23 protein-coding genes, 1 tRNA gene and 1 pseudogene are annotated in these 23,580 nt (G+C 72.4%); 12 read left to right on the top strand and 13 right to left on the bottom strand.

Features of this window, described 5'->3' with window-relative positions:
• Position 1: 1 nt before the first annotated feature.
• Genes AC1VM9_RS11565 through AC1VM9_RS11555 form a run of 3 tightly spaced genes read left to right on the top strand, consistent with a single transcriptional unit; the run spans position 2 to position 2,480 of the window.
• On the top strand, positions 2-547 hold the full coding sequence (locus AC1VM9_RS11565) for a tripartite tricarboxylate transporter TctB family protein (RefSeq protein ID WP_481342341.1): 546 nt from the start codon (positions 2-4) through the stop codon (positions 545-547).
• Positions 547-2,091, top strand: coding sequence for a tripartite tricarboxylate transporter permease (locus tag AC1VM9_RS11560; RefSeq protein ID WP_481342342.1), 1,545 nt, complete (start codon positions 547-549; stop codon positions 2,089-2,091). Before AC1VM9_RS11565 ends, AC1VM9_RS11560 begins: the two co-directional genes overlap by 1 nt.
• Positions 2,088-2,480, top strand: coding sequence for a universal stress protein (locus AC1VM9_RS11555; protein WP_481342343.1), 393 nt, complete (start codon positions 2,088-2,090; stop codon positions 2,478-2,480). Before AC1VM9_RS11560 ends, AC1VM9_RS11555 begins: the two co-directional genes overlap by 4 nt.
• A gap of 88 nt (positions 2,481-2,568) precedes the next feature.
• On the opposite strand, the gene AC1VM9_RS11550 is transcribed toward AC1VM9_RS11555, so the two are convergent.
• From AC1VM9_RS11550 to nth, 4 genes are all read right to left on the bottom strand, one after another.
• On the bottom strand, positions 2,569-3,552 hold the full coding sequence (locus AC1VM9_RS11550; protein ID WP_483122737.1) for a CorA family divalent cation transporter: 984 nt from the start codon (positions 3,550-3,552) through the stop codon (positions 2,569-2,571).
• 64 nt (positions 3,553-3,616) lie between these two features.
• Positions 3,617-4,819, bottom strand: a complete 1,203-nt coding sequence (locus AC1VM9_RS11545) for a MarP family serine protease (RefSeq protein WP_483122736.1) — start codon at positions 4,817-4,819, stop codon at positions 3,617-3,619.
• Positions 4,816-5,616 carry an NUDIX hydrolase gene (locus AC1VM9_RS11540; protein ID WP_483122735.1) on the bottom strand — a complete coding sequence of 267 codons (801 nt, stop codon included), beginning with the start codon at positions 5,614-5,616 and terminating at the stop codon, positions 4,816-4,818. The genes AC1VM9_RS11545 and AC1VM9_RS11540 overlap by 4 nt, the downstream gene beginning before the upstream one ends.
• A complete protein-coding gene (gene nth / locus AC1VM9_RS11535) occupies positions 5,613-6,371 on the bottom strand; it encodes an endonuclease III (RefSeq protein ID WP_483124005.1) in 759 nt (252 codons plus the stop codon). Before nth ends, AC1VM9_RS11540 begins: the two co-directional genes overlap by 4 nt.
• Before the next feature lie 233 nt (positions 6,372-6,604).
• Here nth and AC1VM9_RS11530 point away from each other — a divergent pair, with 233 nt between their 5' ends.
• Positions 6,605-7,282: a Crp/Fnr family transcriptional regulator gene (locus tag AC1VM9_RS11530; protein WP_481342348.1), complete on the top strand. Its 678-nt coding sequence runs from the start codon at positions 6,605-6,607 to the stop codon at positions 7,280-7,282.
• Positions 7,283-7,702: 420 nt separating this feature from the next.
• On the opposite strand, the gene AC1VM9_RS11525 is transcribed toward AC1VM9_RS11530, so the two are convergent.
• The 5 genes from AC1VM9_RS11525 to sp36 form a co-directional block, all read right to left on the bottom strand.
• On the bottom strand, positions 7,703-8,350 hold the full coding sequence (locus tag AC1VM9_RS11525; RefSeq protein WP_483122733.1) for a nucleoside/nucleotide kinase family protein: 648 nt from the start codon (positions 8,348-8,350) through the stop codon (positions 7,703-7,705).
• 17 nt (positions 8,351-8,367) lie between these two features.
• A complete protein-coding gene (locus AC1VM9_RS11520) occupies positions 8,368-9,165 on the bottom strand; it encodes an MBL fold metallo-hydrolase (protein ID WP_483122732.1) in 798 nt (265 codons plus the stop codon).
• Between the two features lie 96 nt (positions 9,166-9,261).
• Positions 9,262-10,149 carry an NUDIX hydrolase gene (locus tag AC1VM9_RS11515; protein WP_483122731.1) on the bottom strand — a complete coding sequence of 296 codons (888 nt, stop codon included), beginning with the start codon at positions 10,147-10,149 and terminating at the stop codon, positions 9,262-9,264.
• 4 nt (positions 10,150-10,153) lie between these two features.
• Positions 10,154-10,618 carry a RidA family protein gene (locus AC1VM9_RS11510; RefSeq protein ID WP_481342973.1) on the bottom strand — a complete coding sequence of 155 codons (465 nt, stop codon included), beginning with the start codon at positions 10,616-10,618 and terminating at the stop codon, positions 10,154-10,156.
• A gap of 1 nt (position 10,619) precedes the next feature.
• Entirely contained in the window at positions 10,620-10,784 is a 165-nt protein-coding gene (sp36, locus tag AC1VM9_RS11505; protein ID WP_481342974.1) for a Sp36 family protein, read from the bottom strand.
• Here sp36 and AC1VM9_RS11500 point away from each other — a divergent pair.
• Genes AC1VM9_RS11500 through bagB form a run of 3 tightly spaced genes read left to right on the top strand, consistent with a single transcriptional unit; the run spans position 10,783 to position 13,982 of the window.
• Positions 10,783-11,706 (top strand): alpha/beta hydrolase, encoded by a 924-nt coding sequence (locus AC1VM9_RS11500; protein ID WP_483122730.1) that lies wholly within the window; start codon positions 10,783-10,785, stop codon positions 11,704-11,706. The genes sp36 and AC1VM9_RS11500 overlap by 2 nt on opposite strands.
• Positions 11,707-11,718: 12 nt before the next feature.
• On the top strand, positions 11,719-12,798 hold the full coding sequence (gene bagA / locus AC1VM9_RS11495; RefSeq protein WP_483122728.1) for an ATPase BagA: 1,080 nt from the start codon (positions 11,719-11,721) through the stop codon (positions 12,796-12,798).
• Positions 12,795-13,982, top strand: a complete 1,188-nt coding sequence (bagB, locus tag AC1VM9_RS11490) for an ATPase BagB (RefSeq protein ID WP_483122727.1) — start codon at positions 12,795-12,797, stop codon at positions 13,980-13,982. Before bagA ends, bagB begins: the two co-directional genes overlap by 4 nt.
• A gap of 72 nt (positions 13,983-14,054) precedes the next feature.
• Here the strand turns inward: bagB and AC1VM9_RS11485 are convergent, their stop codons facing one another.
• On the bottom strand, positions 14,055-14,360 hold the full coding sequence (locus AC1VM9_RS11485; protein WP_481342978.1) for a WhiB family transcriptional regulator: 306 nt from the start codon (positions 14,358-14,360) through the stop codon (positions 14,055-14,057).
• A 287-nt stretch (positions 14,361-14,647) separates the two neighbouring features.
• Between AC1VM9_RS11485 and AC1VM9_RS11480 the strand changes: the two genes are divergently transcribed.
• On the top strand, positions 14,648-17,062 hold the full coding sequence (locus AC1VM9_RS11480; RefSeq protein ID WP_483122725.1) for a penicillin-binding protein: 2,415 nt from the start codon (positions 14,648-14,650) through the stop codon (positions 17,060-17,062).
• A gap of 54 nt (positions 17,063-17,116) precedes the next feature.
• On the opposite strand, the gene AC1VM9_RS11475 is transcribed toward AC1VM9_RS11480, so the two are convergent.
• Positions 17,117-17,572 (bottom strand): GatB/YqeY domain-containing protein, encoded by a 456-nt coding sequence (locus AC1VM9_RS11475; protein WP_481342980.1) that lies wholly within the window; start codon positions 17,570-17,572, stop codon positions 17,117-17,119.
• 79 nt (positions 17,573-17,651) lie between these two features.
• On the opposite strand from AC1VM9_RS11475, the gene AC1VM9_RS11470 reads away from it, so the two are divergent.
• Together AC1VM9_RS11470 and AC1VM9_RS11465 are read left to right on the top strand one after the other, a co-directional pair.
• The gene (locus AC1VM9_RS11470) at positions 17,652-18,587 is read left to right on the top strand and encodes a metallophosphoesterase (RefSeq protein ID WP_483122724.1); all 936 of its coding nucleotides are present in this window, start codon (positions 17,652-17,654) and stop codon (positions 18,585-18,587) included.
• A gap of 194 nt (positions 18,588-18,781) precedes the next feature.
• Positions 18,782-18,855 (top strand) — tRNA-Pro (locus tag AC1VM9_RS11465).
• Between the two features lie 36 nt (positions 18,856-18,891).
• Here the strand turns inward: AC1VM9_RS11465 and AC1VM9_RS11460 are convergent.
• Positions 18,892-20,072, bottom strand: a pseudogene (locus AC1VM9_RS11460) (IS481 family transposase).
• Between the two features lie 272 nt (positions 20,073-20,344).
• Between AC1VM9_RS11460 and AC1VM9_RS11455 the strand changes: the two are divergent.
• A complete protein-coding gene (locus AC1VM9_RS11455) occupies positions 20,345-20,764 on the top strand; it encodes a hypothetical protein (RefSeq protein ID WP_483122722.1) in 420 nt (139 codons plus the stop codon).
• Here the strand turns inward: AC1VM9_RS11455 and AC1VM9_RS11450 are convergent.
• Entirely contained in the window at positions 20,739-21,860 is a 1,122-nt protein-coding gene (locus tag AC1VM9_RS11450) for a carboxylate-amine ligase (protein WP_483122721.1), read from the bottom strand. The genes AC1VM9_RS11455 and AC1VM9_RS11450 overlap by 26 nt on opposite strands.
• A 285-nt stretch (positions 21,861-22,145) precedes the next feature.
• On the opposite strand from AC1VM9_RS11450, the gene AC1VM9_RS11445 reads away from it, so the two are divergent.
• Entirely contained in the window at positions 22,146-23,531 is a 1,386-nt protein-coding gene (locus AC1VM9_RS11445; RefSeq protein WP_483124004.1) for an MFS transporter, read from the top strand.
• Positions 23,532-23,580: the final 49 nt, after the last annotated feature.

Genomic DNA, 23,580 nt, shown 5'->3' with positions numbered 1-23,580 from the left:
GATGTCCGACACGACTTCCGACCGCACGGCCGCTCGGACCGGCGCGCAGGACGTCGAGAAGCAGGGCGGGGACCGCGCACAGTACGGAATGTGCGCGGCCCTCGCCGGCCTCGGCATCCTCCTGCTGGTCAACGCGGCCCAGCTCGCCCCGGTGGCGAGTACCAACGACTCGCTCGGCCCCAAGGTGGTCCCGACCGTCCTCGGTGTCCTCCTGCTCATCGTCTCCGCCGCGTACGCCGTCGACATCCACCGTGGTGGCGTCGGGGCGGCCGACGAGGGCGAGGACGTCGACCTCGGCGCCAAGGCCGACTGGAAGACCGTCGGCCTGCTCGTCGTCGTCTTCGGCGTGAGCGCCGCGCTCATGGACTCGCTCGGCTGGGTCATCGCCGGCACGCTCCTGTTCGCGGGGTCCGCCTTCGCGCTCGGCAACCGGCACCACGTCCGCGGTGTCCTCGTCGCGCTCGCGATCTCGCTCGCCACCTTCTACGCGTTTGCCATCGGGCTCGGGGTCAACCTGCCCGCAGGCATCCTCCAAGGAATCCTCTGATGGACAACCTCAACCACCTCATCGACGGCTTCGTCCACGTCCTGACGCCGCTGAACCTGCTGTTCGCGTTCATCGGCGTCGTCGTCGGCACCGCGGTCGGCGTGCTGCCCGGCATCGGCCCGGCCATGACGGTCGCCTTGCTGCTGCCGATCACCTTCACGCTCGACACGACGCAGGCCCTCATCATGTTCGCCGGCATCTTCTACGGCGGCATGTACGGCGGGTCGACGACCTCGATCCTGCTCAACACCCCGGGCGAGTCGTCCTCCGTGGTCACCGCCCTCGAGGGCAACAAGATGGCCAAGGTCGGACGGGCCGCCCAGGCGCTGGCGACGGCCGCCATCGGCTCCTTCGTCGCGGGCACCATCGCCACGGCCCTGCTCGTCCTCGTCATGCCGCAGGTCGTGGCCTTCGCGATCCAGCTCGGCTCGCCCGAGTACTTCGCCATCATCATGCTGGCGTTCGTCGGCGCCAGCATGGTGCTCGGCTCGTCCCGGCTCCGCGGCTTCGCGGCGCTGCTCGTCGGCCTGTCCATCGGCATCGTCGGCATCGACAAGGTGACCGGCCAGCAGCGGATGACCTTCGGCATCCCGCAGCTGGCCGACGGCATCGACATCGTCGTGGTCGCCGTCGGGCTCTTCGCCGTCGGCGAGGCGCTCTGGGTCGCCGCGCACCTGCGCCGCAAGGCCGGCGGCGTCATCCCCGTGGGCCAGCCGTGGATGGGTCGCGACGACTGGCGACGCTCGTGGAAGCCGTGGCTGCGCGGCACCGCCCTCGGCTTCCCCTTCGGCGCCATCCCCGCCGGTGGCGCCGAGGTCCCGACGTTCCTGTCCTACGTCGCCGAGCGCAAGCTGACCAAGCACCCCGAGGAGTTCGGCCACGGCGCCATCGAGGGCGTCGCCGGACCGGAGGCCGCCAACAACGCGTCCGCCGCCGGGACCCTGGTGCCGCTGCTCGCCATCGGCCTGCCGACCAACGCGACCGCCGCGATCATCCTCACCTTCCTGCAGGGCCGCGGTCTCGAGCCGGGCCCCCTGCTCATCGAGAAGCAGCCGGTCCTCGTCTGGACGCTCGTGGCGAGCCTCTTCGTCGGCAACACCCTGCTGCTGGCCCTCAACCTGCCCCTGGCGCCGCTGTGGGCCAAGCTGCTCCAGATCCCGAGGCCCTACCTCTACGCGGGCATCCTCTTCTTCGCGACGATGGGCGCGTGGGCGGTCAACGGCCAGGCCTTCGACCTCTACCTGCTCCTCGGCATCGGTCTGGTCGGCTTCGCGATCCGCCGCTTCGGCCTGCCGGTGCTGCCGCTCATCATCGGCGTCATCCTCGCCCCGATCGCCGAGCTGCACCTGCGACGCTCCCTGCAGCTGTCGCACGGCGCCGTCAGCGGCCTCCTCGGTGGCCCCGTCGCCTGGGTCTGCTACGGCATCATCGTGCTGGCCATCCTGTGGCCGCTCGTCGCGAAGGCCATCCGCGCCGCCCGTGGCGGCAAGGGCGGTCCGGGATCGGGCCTGCTGGCCGAGCTCCGTGAGGAGGCAGCGGTATGACCATCCTCGTCGGCTACATCCCGACCCCGCAGGGCGAGGCCGCGCTCGCGGCCGCCACCGCCGAGGCCCGCGCCCACGGTGACCGCGTCCTCGTCGTCAACATGTCCCGCGACGACAAGCTCGTCGACGCCCACCGCGCCGACGGCCGCGACCTCACCCGCCTCGACGCCGACCTCGCCGAGTCCGGTGTCGAGCACGAGGTGCGGCGCGTCGAGCACGGCACCGATCCCGCCGACGCGATCCTCGAGATCATCGACGAGGAGGCACCCCGGATGCTCGTCATCGGCATCCGGCACCGCTCGCCCGTCGGCAAGCTCCTGCTCGGCTCGACCGCCCAGCGGCTGCTGCTCGACGCGGCGTGCCCGGTGCTCGCCGTCAAGGCCGGCTGAGCCAGCCACGCCCGATGCCCACCCGACCGACGTCGGGTGGGCATCGGCGTTCCCACGGGTCGGTCGACCCGTGCCGCCCGGTCGTGCTTCACCACCAGCCCTGGCGGCGGGCCCAGCGCAGCAGCCACAGGCTGATCCCGACCATGACGGCGAGGACGAGGACGAGCTGCGGCACGTGCGTCTGGTCGTTGACGATGAGGTTCATGCCGTAGACGCTCGCGATCGCGGTGATCGGCAGCGTGATGGCGGCGATGACCGCCAGCCGCTCCATGGCGACGGTCATCTTCGTCGTGACGCGGGTCTGGTAGAGGTCGATGACGCCGACGAGGAAGCCCAGCTCGCCGTCGCCGAGGTTGCGGACGCGCTCGAACTGGTCGGCGAGGTCGCGGGCATGCCGCCGCGCGTCGGCCGGCACGAACCGGTCGAGCGACTGGATGCGGGCCTGGATGTCATGGCCCTGCGCGGCCATGGTGCGGGCCGTGCTCAGCTCGTGGCGCAGCAGGAAGAGCTGTTCGAGCAGGTCCTCGGGGCGACGGAAGTCCGGCGACATGACCTCCGCCTCCAGGGCCGGCAGCCGGGCCGCGACCTCGCGCACCGCTGCGCTCTGCCGCCGGGCGACGGCCGAGTTGATGACGTAGGCCAGCTCGAACGGGTTGTCGGGCGCGAGCCGCCCCGCCTCGATGCGGGCCCGGACCGACCGCGTCTCGACCGTGGCGTCCTCGGCGCTCAGGACGGGGTTGCGCGGTCCGTGCACGGTCACGAGGTACCGGTCGGCGATGAGCTCGTCGAGCTCGAGCACGTGGACGTGACCGCCCTGGCCCGTCAGCGGCGCGTGGAGGATGACGAAGAGCTGGTGCTCGTACGAGTGGACCGTCGGCACGAAGTTCCGTTCGGCACAGGCCTGCCGGACGAGGGCGTGGGCGCGCAGCGGTCCGGCCAGGAGGGCGTCGGCCTCCGGGTCGTAGTCGGGCACGTCGACCCAGACGAAACCGTCGGCCCGGGCGAGCAGCGACTCGAGCTCGCCCGGTGGGTGGTCGGTGATCCCGTCGGCACTGACGAACGACACCTGCATGGCCCCACTGTGGCACCGCCGGGCCGATGGCGCAGTCGATGGCGCAGTCGATCGCGCCGGCGGGTCAGCCGCCGACGCAGGCGCCGGTCGCGACCTCGCGCTGGGCCGTGGACGCCGCGTCGAGGACCGGCTTGGCCTCGGCGAGGGTCAACGCGTAACCGGTCGAGTCGTCCTCGAGCGACTTGGCGAAGATGACGCCGACGACCCGGCCCCGGGTGTCGAGCAGCGGGCCGCCGGAGTTGCCCGGCTGCACGCTCGTGGCCAGCGAGTAGATCTCGCGGACGACGCGGTCCTGGGAGTAGATGTCGAACCCTCGCGCGTCGAGGACACCACGTACCCGGGCGGAGACGACGCGGTACGGCCCGTCGAGCGGGAAGCCCGGGACGGCGCCCGAGTCACCCCGGGCGATGTCGGTGCCGAGCTGGAGCGCCGGCAGGTCGAGGCCCTCCACCTCGAGAACCGCGAGGTCGCGCTCGGGGTCGAAGACGACGACGTGGGCCGTCAGCGTCCGCCCGTCGACCTCGACGCGCACCTCGGACGCCCCGGCGACGACGTGCGCGTTCGTGACCACCCGGTTCCCCTGCAGCACCCAGCCGGTGCCCTCCTGCCCGCGCTGGCACCGGTCGGACTGCGTCAGCACCTTGACGACGGAGCGCCCCGCGGCGCGGATCGCCTCCGACCGGGCGACCGACGCGTCGGGAGCCGGGACCGGCGTGATCGGCTCCGGCGCAAGGGAACCGAAGACCTGCGGGAAGCCCTGGCTCGACAGGAACCCGCGGAAGCCGCTGAAGACGCGTCCGGCGTCCTCGGGCACGATCGTGTTGACGACGCGCAGCACCCTCGACTCGGCCATGGCCCGCGCGAGCGCCGGGTTGCCCGCGGTGCGCATCGTGCCGCCGATGAACCACACGATGAGGCTCGCGGCGAGGAGCACGACGACGGCGCCGAGCGCCGAGTCGACGCGGCGGAACGGCGTCCGGCCGACCCGTTGGCGGATGCGGTTGCCAAGGAGGCTGCCGAGGAACTGCCCGAGCCAGCCGAACCCGACCACCCCCACGACGAGGGCGATGACGCGGCTGCGGGTGTTGCCGGCGACGGCGTCCCAGTGCGCGAGCAGGCCGGGCAGCTGCCACACGGCGACCGCCGCGAAGAGGAAGAACCCCACGAGCGAGGTGACGCTCTGGATGAGGCCCTGCCGGTAGCCGGAGACGGCGTAGGCCAGCAGGAGCACGCCGAGCGCGATGTCGAGCACGACGCTGCCGGTCATCCGCGGCCCCGCCCGACGTAGCGTTCCGGGAGGGGCCGGTGCACCGACGCGTCCCAGGGCTGCTCGAGGCCCGCGAGGTCGAGGACGCGGCCGAGCAGGCCGGCGGTGAAGCCCCAGAGGAGCAGCTCGTCGAGGCCGAAACCGGGTCCCACGTAGCCGGACGGGTGCGTCACCGAGAAGCGGGTGGCCGGCGCGACCAGGTGGGAGACCGCCACCGAGAGCACGTCGTGGACCTCGTTCGGGTCGCGGACCGACAGCGCGGACGGGCGGGCCCACCAGCCGAGGACCGGCGTGACGACGAAGCCCGAGAACGGGATGAACAGGGACGGCAGGGTGGCCACGACGTCGACGCCCGAGGGGTCGAGGCCGGTCTCCTCCTGCGCCTCGCGCAGTGCGGTGGCGACGTCGTCGGCGTCCTCGGGGTCGCGGGCGCCACCCGGGAAGGCGATCTGCGCGGGGTGCGAGCGCATGTCGTGGGACCGCTCGACGAGGACGACGTGCGCCTCCTCGTCGGAGGCTCCCCCGTCCGGGTCCGACGGGTCCGACGGGTCCGACGGACCGGGCGCGCTCGAGGCGAGCGCCGCCGGCGGCGGGCCGAAGAGGATGAGGACGGCAGACTCGCGGCCGCCCTCGTCGGGTGGCACGAAGAGCGAGAAGTCCTCGGCGCGCGCGGTGCCGAGGCGGTCGGCCAGCCGGTCGAGCCACGACGGACGCGGCATCCCGCCCGGGGGCACCGGCGCCGGCTCGATCGTCCCGGTGCGGCCGGCGTACGCGATACCGCTCGCGACGTGCGTCACGCGTTCCCCTGCCCCGCCGCGGCCCGGACGTCCGGCCCGGCACCGTCCTGCTCGGCGGCCTGTGCGGCAGCGGCGGCGCGGGCCGCCTCCTCGAGGGCCTGCGGGGCGAGCTCGTACTTGAGCAGCTTCGCGGCCTTGTCGGGGTCGGTCTCGCCGACGCCGTAGCTGGGGCACCAGCGCGCCACCGGGCAGGCGCCGCAGGCGGGACGCTTGGCGTGGCAGGTGCGCCGGCCGTGGAAGATGACGACGTGGCTGAGCATCGTCCAGTCCTTGCGCATGAAGAGGCGCCCGATCTCGTGCTCGACCTTGACCGGGTCCTCCTCCTCGGTCCAGCCGAAGCGACGCACGAGCCGGCCGAAGTGCGTGTCGACGGTGATGCCCGGCACGTCGAACGCGTTGCCGAGCACGACGTTCGCCGTCTTGCGGCCGACGCCGGGCAACGTCACGAGGTCCTTGAGCCGGCCCGGGACCTCGCCGTCGAAGTTCTCGACGAGGGCGATGCCGAGCTTGATGAGGGCGTCGGCCTTGTTCCGGTAGAAGCCGGTGGGCTGGATGATCGTCTCGAGCTCGGTGCGGTCCGCGGCCGCGTAGTCGGCGGCGGTCCGGTACCTGTCGAAGACGATGGGGGTGACCTTGTTCACGCCGACGTCGGTGGTCTGCGCCGAGAGGATGGTCGCGACGAGCAGCTCGAGCGGCGTCGTGAAGTCGAGCTCGCAGTGCGCGTACGGATAGCGCTCGTGCAGCGCGCGGTACATCTTGCGGGCGCGGCGCGTGCGGGCGACGGGCGTCTCGTCGGAGGTCACGACGGCTCGGGGGGACACGGAGCACACTGTATGCCGCGGGACTGGGTCACGCCGCCCGCGTAGGGCGAGCGTCCGACCGCCGGACGGAGGACCTCCCCGGCCCGTCGACGCGCCGGTTCGACGCGCCTGTTCACCGCGCCGTCGACCGCGCGGCGGGGGCGAGGGCGACGTGGCACACTGACCCCGTGGATCTCGACGTGGTGAAGCGCGCGCCCCTGTTCAAGGCCCTCGACGACGAGGCGTCATCGGCCCTGCAGTCGCAGATGAGCCGGACGCACATGGAGCGCGGCGACGTGCTGTTCCACGAGGGCGACCGTGGCGACACGCTGTACGTCATCGCCGAGGGCAAGATCAAGCTCGGCCGCACGAGTCCCGACGGCCGCGAGAACCTCGTCGCGATCCTCGGACCGGGCGAGATGTTCGGCGAGCTCAGCCTCTTCGACCCCGGCCCGCGCACCATGACGGCCACCGCCGTCGCCGAGACGCAGCTGCTCGGCCTCGGCAACGACTCGCTCACCGGCCTGCTGTCCGGCCGACCCGAGGTGTCCAAGGCCCTGCTGGCCGCGCTCGCCCAGCGGCTGCGCCGCACCAACGCGCACCTCGCCGACCTCGTCTTCACCGATGTTCCCGGACGCGTCGCCAAGGCCCTGCTCGACCTCTCCGAGCGCTTCGGCCGGCCCGTCGAGGGCGGTGTCATGGTCAGCCACGACCTCACCCAGGAGGAGCTGGCCCAGCTCGTCGGCGCGTCCCGCGAGACCGTGAACAAGGCCCTCGCCGACTTCGCGACGCGCGGCTGGCTGCGCCTGGAGGCTCGCGCCGTCCTGCTGCAGGACGTGGAGCGCCTCAAGCGCCGCGCGCGCTGACCCTCGCTGACCCTTCCGCCGCCGCCCGCTCGCGTTTCGCGGCAAGGACCGAGAGCGGAGCCGAGTTGCCCTCTCCCACTCAGCATTGCTCCGCCTGAGGAGCCACCTTGCCAAGCCGGTCCGCGCCGTGCGTCCTGCTCTCCCTCAGCGTTGCTCCTCGTGACGAGCCACCCCTGCCACGCCAGTCCGAGCGGCTCTGCCCTGCCTCTCTCAGCCAGTCCGAGCGGGCCTTCCCTGTCGCTCCCTCAGCACTGCTCCGCCTGACGAGCCGGAGCTTGGCCGCCGAGGAAGTTTCGCGAGGCAGGGGCCAATGCAGCGGGGTCAGCCGCCTCACACGGACCTGGCCCGTCACGCGGAGCAATGCTGAGCGACGGCGCCTGCCTACCCGCCGCGGCGAGCTGCAGGCGGTCGGCGGCGCGATCAGGACGCGAAGCGCCAGCCGTCCGGGCCGTTGACGACGGTCCGGTCCGCAGCAGAGGCCGACGCGATGACGAGCAGGGCGTTCGCCTCGTCGGTGCGCTCGACCCACAGCTTCGCAGCCTCGGCCTCCTTGCCGAAGGTGACGTGCCGTGACACCAGCCGCGCGCGTCGCACGTCGTCGTCGCCGGTGACGAACCAGACGGCGTCCGTGGCGGCGCGGGCCGCCTGCCACCGGGGCTCCGGCAGCAGCAGGTAGTTGCCCTCGGTGACGACGAGGCGCGCTGCCGGCGGCACGACCATCGCTGCCGCGACGGGCTGTTCGAGCGTGCGCTCGAAACCCGGGGCGTACACCCACGAGTCCGGTTCGGCGACGACCCGACGGAGCAGGTGCGCGTACCCGTCGGCATCGAACGTGTCGGGAGCACCCTTGCGCGACAGGGCTCCCAGCCGCTCCAGCTGGACATCGGCGAGGTGGAAGCCGTCCATCGGCACGTGGGCGACGTAGTCGGGCCCCTTCGTCCGTCCCACCTCGGTGACGAGAGCCTCGGCGAGCGTCGACTTGCCGGCTCCCGGCGCCCCGGCGATGCCGAGCACGGCACGGCGTCGGTCGCCGACGAGCTGGACCGCCGCCAGCGCGAGGTCCTCCACGCCACCTCCGCCCGGTGTCACGGGTGTTCGCGCAGGTACTCGAGCTGGGCCTGAACCGACAGCTCGGCCGCGGGCCAGAGGCTGCGCGGCACGTCGGCGTAGACCGTCTCCACGACCTCGCGAGCCGTCGAGGCGCCGGCCGCGACCGCGGACCGGACCTGCTCGAGCCGCTCGGCGCGGTGCTGGAGGTAGAAGGTCACGGTCGCCGCCGCGTCCGGGACGAACGGCCCGTGCCCCGGCAGCAGGCTCGTCACCGCGCCGGACGCCGTGAGCCGCTGGAGGCGGTCGAGGGACTCGAGGTAGGACTCGAGGCTCCCGTCGGGCCACGCGACGACCGTCGTGCCGCGGCCGAGCACCGTGTCGCCGGTCAGCAGGGCGGCATCGGCCGGCAGGACGAAGGAGAAGGAGTCGCGGGTGTGGCCGGGCGTCTCGACGGCGAGCACCTCGAGCCCGCCGACGCGGATCGTCTCACCGGGGCGGATGTCGTCGTGTCCACGGCCGAAGGCCCGGACCGGCGCACCGGTGAGGGCGTGGAAGCGGTCGGCGCTCTCGGCGTGGTCGTCGTGGCCGTGGGTCAGCAGCGTCAGGGCGACGCGTCGGCCGGAGTCGGCGACGTGCCGAAGGACGTTCTGCAGGTGGTCCTCGTCCAGCGGGCCGGGGTCGACGACGACGACCTCGTCGCCGTCCGGCTCGGCGAGGAGCCACGTGTTGGTGCCGTCGAGCGTCATCGGCGACGGGTTGGGGCACAGCACGCACTCGGCGCGCTCGCCGAACCGGCCGCCGACCCACGTCGGGTCGGCCTGGGAACCCTGCACGTCGGCCTCCTGCGTCTCGGGTGTCAGGTCTCGGGAGCCGTCACGCGCCGCCCGGCCGCGCCCCCTCCCGGCACGGCAGCCGGATCGGCTTGCGGCTCAGACGCGCTCGACGACCTCCATCGCCGCGCCCCCGGGGGCGTCGACGACCTCCGGCATGACGAGCGGCGTCAGGTCGGCGTGCGCGACGAATTCGGCGGCCGACACGGCGTCGCGCACCTGCTCGAGGCACACGACGGTGGGCGGCAGCATGAGGGCGGTGCCGGCCTCGTACTGGCGCAGCAGGTCGGCGGGGCGCACCCACTCGGCGAGGTCGGCCTCGGTGGTGTCGCCGTCGGCGACCTGCGACGGCGGCATCAGCGCGGCGAAGAACCACGTGTCGTACCGTCGCGGCTCGAACTCCGGCGTCAGCCAGTGCGCCTTCGCCACGACGAGGTCCGAGCGCAGCACGAGCCCGTGCTCGACGAGGACCTCGCGCAGCGACACGGCACGGGACACGAGGTCGGCGCGGACGCCGCGCCACGCGGCGTCCGCGACCGGGGCGAGCGGCCCGCTCGCAGAGGGGGAGGCGAGCAGCACGCCGCACTCCTCGAAGAGCTCGCGCACCGCTGCGGCGACGTAGAGCTGGGCCTCGACCGGGCTGCAGCCGAGCCGCTCGCCCCACTCGAGCGGCGACGGACCGCTCCAGGGCAGGTCGCCCTCGCCGTCGCGGGGATCGACGCCGCCGCCGGGGAAGACGTGCATGCTCGGCGCGAACTCCATGGCCGGGACCCGCCGCAGCATGAACACCTCGGCCCCCGAGGCGCCCGCGCCGCCGGCGGCGCCCCCGCCCCGACCGGCACCAGCGGTGACGTCGGCGTCACGCACGAGCATGACGGTGCTGGCTCGTCGCGGCTCGGCGACCTCCCACCGGTCACCGGACAGCCACCTCGTCGCGGCGTCGGAGATGCCGGGTGTGCTCGTGAGCGGGAAGAGACGACCGCTCACCGGTTCACGCCTCGACGGAGACGACGACCTCGACCTCGACCGGGGCGTCGAGCGGAAGCGCCGCGACGCCGACGGCGGACCGGGCGTGGACTCCCTTGTCGCCGAAGGCCTTGACGAGCAGCTCGCTCGCCCCGTTCACGACGCCCGGCTGGCCGGTGAAGATCGGGTCGGAGGCGACGAAGCCGACCACCTTGACGACGCGGGCGACCTTGTCGAGGTCCCCGATCTCGGACTTGATGGCCGCGATGGCGTTGAGGGCGCACGTCGCGGCGAGCTCCTTGGCCGTCGCCTCGTCGACCTCGGCGCCGACCTTGCCGGTGGCCGGGAGCCGGCCCTCGACCATCGGCAGCTGGCCGGAGGTGAAGACGAGGTTGCCGTCGCGGACCACGGGGACGTAGGCGGCGACGGGCGGGACGACCTCGGGCACCGTGAGGCCGAGCTCGGACAGACGGTCTTCGACGGCGCTCATGTCAGTTCCCCCCGGTCTTGGGACGCTTGAAGTAGGCGACGAGGCTGGTGCCGTCGGGCCCGTTGACGATCTGGACGAGCTCCCAGCCATCGGCACCGAAGTTGTCGAGGATCTGCTTGGTGTTGTGGATCAGGAGCGGTGCAGTGAGGTATTCCCACGTGGTCATGGCGATCACCCTACTCATCGGGGCACCGACGCTCGGCGCGTGCTCCGGTGCGCCCGGCGGCCCCTTCGGTGACCCCGGCACGGTGCCGGGTGGTCCCTCCGGCCGGGCGTCGGCGGGTGCCACGATGTCCGGCATGAGCACGCCGGCCGACCGCCGCCCCGACGACGTCCTGACCCGCCCCTCCGCACCCGCGCCGACGACCCGGTCGTACGGACCGGACCGCGCCCAGGTCTACGACGTCGTCCCTCCGGCCGCCGGTGTCCCGCCCCGTGGCGTCACCCTGCTCGTCGTCCACGGCGGGTTCTGGCGCGCCGAGTACGACCGAGCACACGCCCTGCCCGAGGCGAACGCGTTCGCGGCGGCCGGGTACGCCGTCGCCCTCGCCGAGTACCGGCGGACCGGGATGCCGGGCGGTGGCGTGCCCGGCACGCTCGACGACGTCCGCTCGGTCACCGAGGCGGTGGCGCGGGACCCGTCGCTGCCGCACCGCGTCGTCCTCGTCGGCCACTCGGCCGGCGGCCAGCTCGTCACCTGGGCGGCCGGGCAGCCGTGGGTCGGGGGGCTCGGCGTCGTCGGCGTCGTGTCCCTGGCTGGGGTCGTCGACCTCGACGCCGCGGACCGCCTGCACCTCGGGTCCGACGCCGCGCGTGCGTTCGTGGGCACGGGTCCGGGCACGCCCGCGTGGCGCTCGGCCGACCCGATGGACGCCCTTCCGCCCCGGGTGCCGGTGCGCCTCCTGTCCGGCACCGAGGACGACGACGTGCCGACCGAGGTGGGCGACGCGTACCTCGACTCGGCGCGGCGGGCGGGTGGCGACGTCGAGCGGACCGTCGTGCCCGACGCCGCCCACTACGCGTTCATCGACCCCGACGAGCCGGCGTTCGACCGGGTCCTGGCCACGGTCGCCGCCCTCACCGGATGAGGGCTTCCCGGCGTGACGTGCGTCCCGAACGCGGCGGCTGCCCGAGCCTCTCGCGCCCGCCCGCCTAGGCTGGGCCCCGTGACGACGGACTGGGGCCAGGCGCGGCTGCACGTCGTCACGGGCAAGGGCGGCACCGGCAAGACCACGGTCGCCTCGGCGCTGGCGCTCGCGCTCGCCTCGACGCCCGGACGCGTCCTGCTCACCGAGGTCGAGGGACGCCAGGGCATCAGCCAGACCTTCGACGTGCCGCCCCTCGGCACGCAGGAGACCCGCGTCGTGCGCCTGCCGGGCGGTGGCGAGGTCGACGGGCTGTCGGTCGAGCCCAAGGCCGCCCTGCTCGAGTACCTCCAGCTCTTCTACAAGCTCGGCCGCGCCGGCCGGCTCCTCGAGAAGTTCGGCGCCATCGACTTCGCGACGACCATCGCGCCGGGTGTGCGGGACGTCCTGCTCATCGGCAAGGTCTACGAGGCCAACCGCCGCCGACGCGACGGCCGCCACCGCGGCGACGCCCCACCCGCGTACGACGGGCTCGTGCTCGACGCGCCGCCCACGGGGCGCATCGGGCGGTTCCTCTCCGTCAACTCCGAGGTGGCCCACCTCGCCCGCGTCGGGCCGATCCACTCGCAAGCCGAGTCGATCACCCGCCTCCTGCAGTCCGAGCAGACCGTCGTCCACCTCGTCACCCTGCTCGAGGAGATGCCCGTGCAGGAGACCCTCGAGGCCGTCGAGGAGCTGCGCGCCAAGGGTTTCCGGCCAGGTGCCATCGTCGTCAACATGGTGCGCCGCCCGCTCCTCGACGACGCCGCGCTCGACCAGGCCCGGGCCGAGCGCCTCCACAAACCCTCGATCCGCGCCCAGCTCGTCGACGCCGGCGTCATCGTCACGCCCGAGCTCGTCGACGGCCTTCTCGCCGAGGCGCACGACCACGCCCAACGCGTCGACCTCGAGCGCGAGCAGCGGACGCTGCTCGAGGAGACCGGGCTGCCGATCATCGAGCTGCCCGCGCTGCCCGAGGGCGTCGACAGCGGCTCGGTCCGCGAGCTGGCCGACCTGCTCGTGCCCTGCTTCGCCCACGAGCAGGTGCCCTCGTGACGACATCGGCACGCCAGCCCACCGTCGCCCGGCCGGCGCCCGCCTTCGACGTCGACGCGCTCATCGCCGACGCGTCGATCGGCATCGTCGTGTGCTGCGGGTCCGGCGGCGTGGGCAAGACGACGACCGCCGCGGCGCTCGGCCTGCGGGCCGCCGAGGCGGGGCGGCGCGTCGTCGTGCTCACCATCGACCCGGCGCGGCGGCTCGCACAGTCGCTCGGCCTCACCGAGCTCGACAACACCCCGCGCCCGGTCGCCGGCATCGACACCTCGGCGGGCGGCAGCCTCCACGCGATGATGCTCGACATGAAGCGGACCTTCGACGAGGTCGTCATCGCGCACGCCGATCCGGACAAGGCGCAGCAGATCCTGGCCAACCCGTTCTACCAGGCCGTCTCCAGCTCGTTCGCGGGCACCCAGGAGTACATGGCGATGGAGAAGCTCGGGCAGCTCAAGGCCTCCGCGGGTGGGCCCGACGCCCCGTGGGACCTCATCGTCGTCGACACCCCGCCGTCGCGCTCGGCCCTGGACTTCCTCGACGCCCCGAACCGGCTCGGCAGCTTCCTCGACGGACGGTTCATCCGGCTGCTCACCGCGCCGGCCAAGGCCGGCGGCCGGGCGGGTCTCAAGGTCTTCGGCGTCGGAGTGCAGCTCGTCACGTCGACGATGACGAGGATCCTCGGCGGGCAGATGCTCACCGATGTCCAGACGTTCGTCAACGCCCTCGACACGATGTTCGGCGGGTTCCGCGAGCGTGCCGACGAGACCTACCGGCTGCTGTCCGAGGACGGCACGGCGTTCCTCGTCGTCGCCGCCCCCGAACGCGACGCGCTGCGCGAGGCGTCCTACTTCGTCGACCGGCTCGAGGCGGACGGGATGCCGCTCGCCGGCCTCGTCGTCAACCGCATCGGTCGCGTCGAGGCCACCGGGCTGACGCCGTCGAAGGCCGTCGCGGTGGCCGAGGCGCTCGAGGACGGCAACGGGCCGAAGTCGGCGACCACGGCTGCCGGTCTCCTGCGCCTGCACGCCGACCTCGTGCGGACCGCCCAGCGGCAGCACGAGCTGGCCGACCGGTTCTCCCGGTCGCACCCGGGCATCCCCGTCGTCCACGTGCCGGCGCTCGGCCGCGATGTGCACGACCTGGCCGGGCTGCGTCAGATCGGCGAGTCGCTCACCGGGTCGTGACCCGATGACACACGCAGGCGCCGGACGCGTCCGAGGATACGGACGCGTCGCGGCGCGGGCGTGACCGGACTCTCAGGCCTGACGCGTCTGCGCGGCCATGCCGGCCCGCAGAGCGCTCTTCCAGGAGGCGATGTCCGGACGCTTGCGCAGCAGTGCGCGGCGCTCACGCTCCGTCATCCCGCCCCAGACACCGAACTCGGTCCGGTTGTCGAGGGCCTCGGCCAGGCACTGGGCCAGGACCGGGCATCCCTTGCAGACGGCCTTTGCGTCGTGCTGGGCCTTTCCACGGACGAACAGGGCGTCCGGGTCCTGGCTCGAGCAGCGAGCCTGACTGGCCCAGTCGTCGACCCACAGGTCGACAATCGCGACAGCACTCATGATGATTTCCCCTCCCCGCTCGGCACCTCCCAGTCACCGAGCCGGCCTCCGGACCGTCCCACCGGTCCTGTGTGTTGGGCCCCCCTTTGGCCCAAACGAGACATTAGGGCCCGGATGTCAAGCAGCGACATAGGCTGCACGGACCATTTCTCGGCGGGAGTGACTAGTCACTCCGGACCATGCCGGACGCCGGCGGCCCCCGGTCGCCACGCCGGGCTCACGCGTGAAAACCCCGCCTGACGTGCGGAGATCCGGTGGCCATAGGGGCACCGGTTACCCTTGGGCCCATGTCCTCACGCACTACCTCGATCGGTGGCGTCGTCAGTCTGCTCGGGGCGTTCCTCGCGTCCGCCCTCGTGCTCGGGCTGCTCGCCGCCGGCCTGCTGATGCCGGCCGTCGGGGCCACCGGGGCACTCGCGCGTAGCGGCGTGGACGTCTTCAACGAGCTGCCGAGCGAGTTCACGACCAACCCGCTCGCCCAGTCGTCGCGGATCCTCGCGGCCGACGGCACCGTCATCGCGACGCCGCAGGAGCAGAACCGCACGGTCGTGCCGCTGAACCAGGTCGCCCCCATCATGCGTGAGGCGCAGGTCGCGATCGAGGACCACCGTTTCTACGAGCACGGCGGCATCGACATCCAGGGCACGCTGCGCGCGGTCATCTCCAACCTGCGCAACGGCAGCTCGGTCGGTGCCTCGTCGCTGACCCAGCAGTACGTCAAGATCTCGCTGCAGTACAACGCGCTCGCCGAGGGCAACACCGCTGCCGCGCAGGCCGCCGTCCGCAAGGACTACATGCGCAAGCTCAAGGAGCTCAAGTACGCGATCACCGTCGAGAAGCAGCTGACGAAGGACCAGATCCTCGAGCGCTACCTCAACCTCGTGTACTACGGCGACCGCGCCTACGGCGTCGAGGCCGCCTCGATGCACTACTTCAGCGTCCACGCGAGCAAGCTCAGCCTCTCGCAGGCGGCGCTCCTCGCCGGCCTGACGCAGAACCCGGGCACGACCGACCCGGTCAACAACCCGGAGCGCGCGGTCGCGCGGCGCAACGTCGTGCTCGACCGCATGCACGAGCTGAAGATCATCGACGACAAGCAGTGGCAGGCCGCCAAGAAGCGGACGCTCAAGCAGGACATGCGGGTGTCGAACCCCAAGAGCACCTGCCTCGCCTCGCCGTACCCCTACTGGTGCGACTTCATCATCAACTACGCGCTGACGATGCCGCAGCTCGGCAAGACCGTCGAGGAGCGCAAGCGCACGCTCTACCGCGGCGGCATCACCCTCACGACGACGCTCGACCCGCGCATCCAGAAGATCGCCCAGCGTGAGGTGACCAAGAAGGTCCCCATCGGCAACGACGAGCGCATCGGCGCCGCGGCCTACGTCGCCGACCCGAACACCGGTGAGGTCAAGGCCTTCGCGCAGAACACCGAGTACACCGTCGACAAGGAGTCGCGCGGCAAGACCGGCATCAACTGGGCCCTGGACAAGAAGTACGGCGGGTCCGGCGGCTTCCAGTTCGGCTCGACGGCCAAGGCCTTCGCGCTCGTCACCGCCATGGAGTCCGGCATGACGACGAGCGCCTCGGTCAACGCCAAGGCCGCCGGCGGCAACTCGCAGGCCGTCTACACGCCCAAGGAGTGGCCGGGCGGCATCGCCAACTGCGGCCCCGGCGGCACGTGGAAGGTCTTCAACGACTCGCCGTTCCGCGGCGGCCGCATCAGCCTCATGGAGGCCACCGCCAAGTCGACGAACACCGCGTTCATCGCCCTGGCCGAGGAGCTCGGCGGCTGCAAGGTGCGCGACACCATGTTGCGCCTCGGCCTGCACCAGGCCGACGGCGAGCCGGTCGGCCGGTACGCCCCGCAGTACATCCTCGGCGCCTCCGACGTGTCGCCGCAGGGTGTCGCCCACGCCTACGGCGTCCTCGCCGCCGACGGCAAGAAGTGCCCGGTGGTCGCCGTGACCAAGCTCGTCATGGGCGGCAAGAACGTCGCCCTGCCGAAGACCGCGTGCCAGCAGGTCGTCGAGCCCGACGTCGTGCGCGCCACGGACAAGTTCCTCGAGTTCAACATGACCCACGGCTCCGGCATCCGCAACCAGCTCGACGACGGCAAGCGCGAGTCCGCCGGCAAGACCGGTACCGCCAACGGCAACAACGAGTCCTGGTTCGTCGGCTACACGCCGCAGCTGGTCACGGCGGTCTGGGTCGGCACGCCGTACGACCCGATCACCCGCGTCATGAAGAACATCACCGTCGGCGGGCAGTTCTACCCCGTCATGCACGGTGCCGCGATCGCCGCGCCGATCTGGAAGCAGATCATGAACAAGGCGCTCGAGGGCCAGCCGGAGGTGAAGTTCGGCGAGCCGACCGACAAGTTCACCAAGGGCGACCTCAAGGACGTCCCCGGCGTCACGGGCATGAGCGTCGACCAGGCCATCGCGACGCTTCAGGCGGCCGGCTTCTCGGCCGGTGTCGGCGGCACGATGAGCTCCGGCGTCCCGCAGGGCCTGGTCGCCGGCACGTCGCCGTACGGGCAGGCCCCGAGCGGCAGCTACATCACCATCTACACCTCACGCGGCGCGCAGCGCCAGGCGCTCCCGCAGCAGCCCCAGCCGACGGTCGTCGTCCCGCCGGGCGGCGGAGGCGGTGGTGGCGGCGGTGGCAACGGCCACAAGCCGCCCAAGCCGCACGGCTGACGGCACACCGGGCAAGGGGCCGACGCACGAGGCGTCGGCCCCTTTCGTCGTGCCTCAGCCGGCGAGGACGCGTCGGACGACGGCGGCGACGCGGCCACCCTCCGCGCGTCCGGCGACGGCCGCGTTGGCGGCCTTCATCGCCTGACCCATCTGCTGCATCCCCGTGGCGCCCGACGCCGAGACGGCCTCGCGGACGATCCCCTCGAGCTCGTCGTCGCCGAGCTGCCGGGGCAGGTAGGTCTCGAGGACGGCGAGCTCGGCCTCCTCCTTCGCGGCCAGCTCGCTGCGGCCGGCGCCGGAGTACGCCTCGGCGGCCTCGCGACGCTTCTTGGCCTCCTTGGTCAGGACCTTGAGCACGTCGTCGTCGGTCAGCTCACGGTGCTCCTTGCCGGCGACCTCCTCGGTCGTCACGGCGGTGAGGGCCATCCGGATCGAGCCGGCCCGGACCTGGTCCCGCGCGCGCATCGCGGCGGTGAGGTCGGCCTGCAGCTGCTCCTTGAGGGTGCTCATGGCGTCAGTCTGTCAGGTCGGCACGACGGCTCTCGCCGGGTTTCCGGCCGGTTCGGGGCGGGGTGCGAGGATGTGGCACATGCGTGCCGTGACGAAGACCGTGCTGGGCCTCGGTGCCGCGGGAGCAGCCGTGCTCGGGTGGTCCTCGCTCGTCGAACGGAACGCCTTCGTGCTCAGGCGGTTCGAGGTCCCGGTGCTGCCCGAGGGGGCCCCGCCGCTGCGGGTGCTGCACGTCTCCGACATCCACCTCGTGCCGCGCCAGCGGGCCCGCGCGACGTGGGTGCGCAGCCTCGCCTCGCTCGACCCCGACCTCGTCGTCGACACCGGCGACAACATCGCCGCCCACGACGCCGTGCCGGCGCTCCTCGACGCGTTCGAGCTGCTCCTCGACGTGCCCGGCGCGTACGTCCTCGGCTCGAACGACTACTTCGCCCCCAAGATCAAGAACCCGCTGCGGTACCTGACCCGCCACCACGCCAAGGGGGTCGGCTCGACCCCGCGCCTGCCCACCGCCGACCTGCGCCGTGGCCTCGACCGCAGCTGGGTCGACCTGACCAACCGTCGCCGGACGCTCGAGGTGCGGGGCCTGCGGCTCGAGCTCGTCGGCGTCGACGACCCGCACCTCGGCTACGACCGGCTCGACCTCGTCCGCGGTCCGGCCGACGCGTCGGCCGACCTGACCATCGGCATCACCCATGCGCCGTACCAGCGCGTCCTCGACGCGTTCACGACCGACGGTGCACGCCTGGTCCTCGCCGGCCACACCCACGGCGGGCAGGTCTGCGTGCCCGGCTACGGCGCGCTCGTGACCAACTGCGACCTCGACACCTCGCGGGTCAAGGGCCTCTCGCGGTGGTGGCCGGGCGCCGGCGGGGCGCCCTCCTCGCAGGCGCCGGAGGACGCCGCGTGGCTCGAGGTGTCCGCGGGCCTCGGCACCGCGCCGACCGCGCCCGTGCGCCTCGCCTGTCGGCCCGAGGCCACGCTGCTGACCCTCGTCCCCCGCTCGCACGCCTGAGTAAGGGCCGGGCCGACGGGCGCGAGTGGCCGCTGTGCTCGTGACTCCTACGTCACTGCTCAGCCAGAGTGAGCAGTGACGTAGGAGTCACGGGGAGGTCGGGACCACGCGGTCCGGGACCCGATTCGGAGATGGGCGCGGGCCTGCGCTAGAGTCTCTCCTTGCTGCCCCGGGTACGCCCGAACGGCAGCCACCGGGGTGTGGCGCAGCTTGGTAGCGCGCTTCGTTCGGGACGAAGAGGTCGCAGGTTCAAATCCTGTCACCCCGACCGGTGTGATGTCTCAGGACATCGGCGACAGTGGCCCTACGGAAACGTAGGGCCACTGTTGTTTTGTCTGGGGTGTTGTGGCTGGTAGTCGCGGGTGGGGTCGAGGGTGAGCTCGCGCAGGATCTCGCCGGTGGCGGTGTTGACGATGGTGATGTCGAGGTCTTGGACCAAGAGCCGGACGTAGGTTCCGGCGTGGGTCCTGCCGTGCCGATGTGGTGCAGGCGGCCGTGGTGGCGCAGGGTGAGGTTGCCGGTCTTGGAGACCCTGTCGGTGCGGACGCGGTCGTGGGTGTCGCTGCTGCGGTTCCCGGGCATGGCTTTGGGTCGTGCCGTGTAGGCGGCGGCCGGGGTGGCGCGGTGTGGCAGCGACCGGTGGGGCCGGTGGTGGTTGTACTGCTCGGTGAAGGTGTCCAGCAGGGTTTGCAGCTGGGCGATGGTGGTGGGCTGGGCGGGTTGGGCGCGGAGCCAGTTCTTGAGGGTCTGCTGGAAGCGTTCGACCTTGCCGCAGGTGGTGGGGTGGTTCGGGCGGGAGTTCTTCTGGGTGATCCCGAGCCGGCGCAGCTCGGCCTCGAGGCGGGTCCGCCCGCCGCGGCCGCCGGCGAACCGGACGGTGTAGACCATGCCGTTGTCGGTCAGGGTGGAGGCCGGGTAGCCGTGCTGGGCTGCGGCGTGGGTGAAGGTGTCCAGCACGATCCGGCGGTGGGCGCTGACGTGCAGCGCCATCCGGGAGTGGTCATCGAGCCAGGTGATGATCTCGACGTCCACTGCGGTGCGGAGGCGGTAGTGGGTGAAGTCGGACTGCCAGGTCTCGTTGGGCTGGTCGGCCTCGAAGCGGATGTAGGAGGACTTGGGTCGCTTGCTCGGATCCGGGGTGACCGTGGCGTGGCGCACCAGGATCCGGTGGGCCGTGGCACGGGAGATGACGACCTGGTGGTGGCGGCGCAGGTGCCAGCACAGTGTGTCGGCGCCGGCGTCGAGACCGGCGTCGGCCAGTTCCTTGCGTAACCGCAGCACGAGCTCGACGGTCGCGCCGTCGATGGCGTTGGGGCTGGTCAGGGGGCGACGCGACCTGGGCTCGAACGCGGCCTCGCCCTCGGCGTCGTAGCGGGCCTTGAGGCGGTACACCCAGGAACGGTGCACGCCGTATCGAGCGGCCACCTCGGACACCGTCTGACCCTCGGTGAGCAGGGCCGTGATCACCAGTCGCGCCTTTGACATGGCTGAGCATCAGCAACCGCCCGTGGTGTCGCTGATCACCTGAGACAGGGTGTCGCCGATGTCTCGAGACATGTGTCGCGGATGTCCTGAGCCAGCACACTGTCACCCCGACCGGTGAAATCGCAGGTCACGAGGCTCTTGCTCATCCGAGCGAGGGCCTCTCTGCTTGCCGTGCAGCAGCGACGTACAGCAGTAGCGCTCATTCGAGGCAGCACGCTGCGGGTCGCGCAGCACACTGGAGGGACGAACCGGCGCACGAAGGAGTGTCGACGATGACGAACGGTTCCGACCTCCTCCGCGCCATGAACCGCATCCGGCACGCCTACGTCGACCTCGTCCCCGGGCTGGACCGCTACCTCACCACCTCGACGCACGACGACGCGGCCGGGCTCATGCACACCTACGCCCTCGGCCGGCCCCGACTCACCGCGCTGCACATCATCGGCAGCACCGGGTTCTTCCTCATGGTCGTCAACGCCCTCGTGGCCGGCACCCTCGGGGCGCTGGTCACCGACGCCGCCGGCGGAGGCACGTCGCTCACGGCCGTCATCGGGTCGCTGGGCGCGGTCGCGTACACCGCCGCGCACATGGAGGTGTCACGCCGGCTCTTCACGAGCACCCTCGACACCCGCTTCCCCAGCGACGGCGTGCGGGCGGACCCGACCGTCACGCGTCGACGTGGCCGGCGGTGACGCGGACCGACTCGGCCACGACGTCGATGAGCTGACCGGTGCGCTCCAGCATGGCCCGCTGGCGCACGGCGCCGTTGCCCTCGGTCCGCAGCCGCTCGAGCCCCTCCAGGACGGTGGACAGATCACCGGCCTCCTCGAGCGCCGACCCGACGTGGGCGAGGAGCGAGCCGATGACGTCCCAGCACGGCCTCGGCCGGCCGCTGCGCCAGTCGACGAGCCGCCCCTCGATCCCCTCACGACCCGCCTGCCACGACGCGAGCCGCAGCAGCTGCGTCGGCACCTCCGGCGGCGGCAGCCCACGCTGCCACTCGCGCGCCGCCGTCTCGACGAGCGCCCGGCACAGCGCCCCGATGACGACCGCCTCCTCGACGGTGAAGCACACGTCGGCGGCCCGCACCTCCACCGTCGGGTAGTGCTCGGACAGCCGGGCGTCGAAGTACACCATCCCCTCGTCGAGGATCACCGAGCTGAGCACCATCTCGCGGACGCGGCGGTGGTAGGCGGCGGCCGAGCCGAAGACCTCGGGCGGTCCCCACGAGGGCCACCGGGCGAGCATCTGTGAGCGGTAGCTGGCGTACCCGGTGTCCTCGCCGCGCCAAAAGGGCGAGTTGGCGCTGATGGCCAGCAGCGTGGGCAGCCAGACGCGGATCCGGTCGATGACCCCCACGCCCTCCTCGTCGCCGTCGACGCACACGTGCACGTGGCAGCCGCAGATGAGGTGCTCGCGGGCCGTGAGCCCGTACCGGTCCGCCATCCACGCATACCTCGTCGACCGGGCCGGCAGCGGCTGCACGGGCAGCGGCGACGTCGCGAGCGCCGCGACGCTCGACCCGGTGCTGCGGGCGGCGCGCACCGCCTCCTTGCGCCATCGCTGGACCTCCCCGCGCAGCGCGGACAGCTCGGTGGCCGGGGCCGTGTGCGTCTCGATCTGCTGCTGCTGGAACTCCCCCTCGACCGCGCCGTGGACGCCCACGCCGGCGACCTCCGGAGGGCGGTGGGCGGCGCGGATGAGCAGCTGTCCGGACACGGAGCGAGGCCGGCCGTTGCGGATGTCGACGAGAAGCATCTCCTCCTCGACGCCGAGAGTGCGGACCATCGGGTTCCTTCCGCGTCCCCGAGTGGCCCGGGACGACGGCGCGTGAGACCTGTCGACCAGCACGTACCCGCTCGGCCGCGTCCCCGAGCCACGGGCGCCCGGGAATGCCAGGCGCCGCCGGCCGCTTGTCCTCCAGTGTCGCCACGAGACCCGAGGAGCGCCATGACGAAGCACAGAACGGGCACGAGTACCGCACGAGGTGACGCCGGCGGCAGGGCCACGGCGAGCGGTGGAGGCGGCGGCGTCGGGTTCCGCTCGGAGCGCGGTCCGATCCTCGTCGCGCTGATGCTCTCGACCGCGCTCATCGCCCTCGACTCGACGATCATCGCCACCGCGGTGCCCTCCATCGTCGACGACCTCGGCGGGCTCTCGCAGTTCCCGTGGCTCTTCTCCGTCTACCTGCTGGCGCAGGCGGTGTCGGTCCCCGTGTACGCCAAGCTCGCCGACACCCTCGGCCGCAAGCCGGTCATCCTCGTCGGCATCGGCCTGTTCCTCCTCGGCTCGGTCATGTGCGGCCTCGCGTGGGACATGGGTTCGCTCATCGTCATGCGCGCCGTGCAGGGGCTGGGTGCCGGCGCCGTGCTCCCGCTCACCATCACGATCGCCGGCGACATCTACACCGTCGCCGAGCGGGCCAAGGTCCAGGGCTACATCGCCTCGGTCTGGGCCATGTCCTCGGTCGTCGGGCCGACGCTCGGCGGCGTCTTCGCCCAGTTCGCCTCCTGGCGCTGGATCTTCCTCGTGAACATCCCCTTCTGCCTCCTCGCCGCGTGGATGCTGTGGCGCACCTACGGCGAGTCGCTCGAACGGCGCCGCCATCGCATCGACTACGCGGGCGCGAGCGTGCTGACCGTCGCGCTGACCCTCCTCATCCTCGCCGCCCTCGAAGGCGGACAGGCATGGGCGTGGTCCGCCTGGCAGAGCGTCGGCTCGTTCGTCGTCGGCGGTGTCCTGCTCGCGGCGTTCGTCGCGATCGAGCATCGAGCCGCCGAGCCGGTGCTTCCGCTGCAGCTCTTCGGCCGCCGGCTCATCGTCGCCACGTCCCTCATCTCGGTCGGCGTCGGCACCGTCCTCATCGGCCTCACGTCCTACGTGCCCACCTTCCTCGAGCGGACGACGGGCGCGACGCCGCTCGTCGCCGGGCTCGCGGTGGCCGCCCTGACGCTCGGCTGGCCGGTGTCCGCATCCCAGTCGGGGCGCCTCTACCTGCGCATCGGGTTCCGGCCCACGGCCCTGATCGGCCTCCTGCTCGCCGGGGTCGGGTCGCTCGTGCTGTGGCTGGTCAGCACCGACCCGAACGTGTGGACGACCGCGCTGTCGTGCTTCGTCGTGGGACTCGGTCTCGGCCTCGTCGCCACCCCGACGCTCATCGCGGCCCAGGCGTCGGTGCCCTGGCACGAGCGCGGCGTCGTCACCGGTTCCACCATGTTCATGCGCTCGGTCGGCAGCGCCGTCGGCGTCGCGGTGTTCGGCGCCATCGCCAACGCCGTCATCGCCCGGTCGGGCGGGGACGCGTCGGCCGACGCCGTCGGTGCGGGGTCGAGCGCGGTGTTCCTCGCCGTCGTCGTCGCGGCGGGCATCAGCATCGTGGCCGGGCTGCTCATGCCACCGACGCGAGCCGACGACCTGGACGCCGCGGCGGCGCCCGAGCCGGAGCAGGCCGCCGCCTGAGGCGCGCGCACGGATGCCCACCCGACCCGGGTCGAGTGGGTGGCTCCTC

This window comes from Monashia sp. HAY1-11D (genome assembly GCF_056868035.1).
This window is presented reverse-complemented; position numbering and strand designations above follow the sequence as displayed.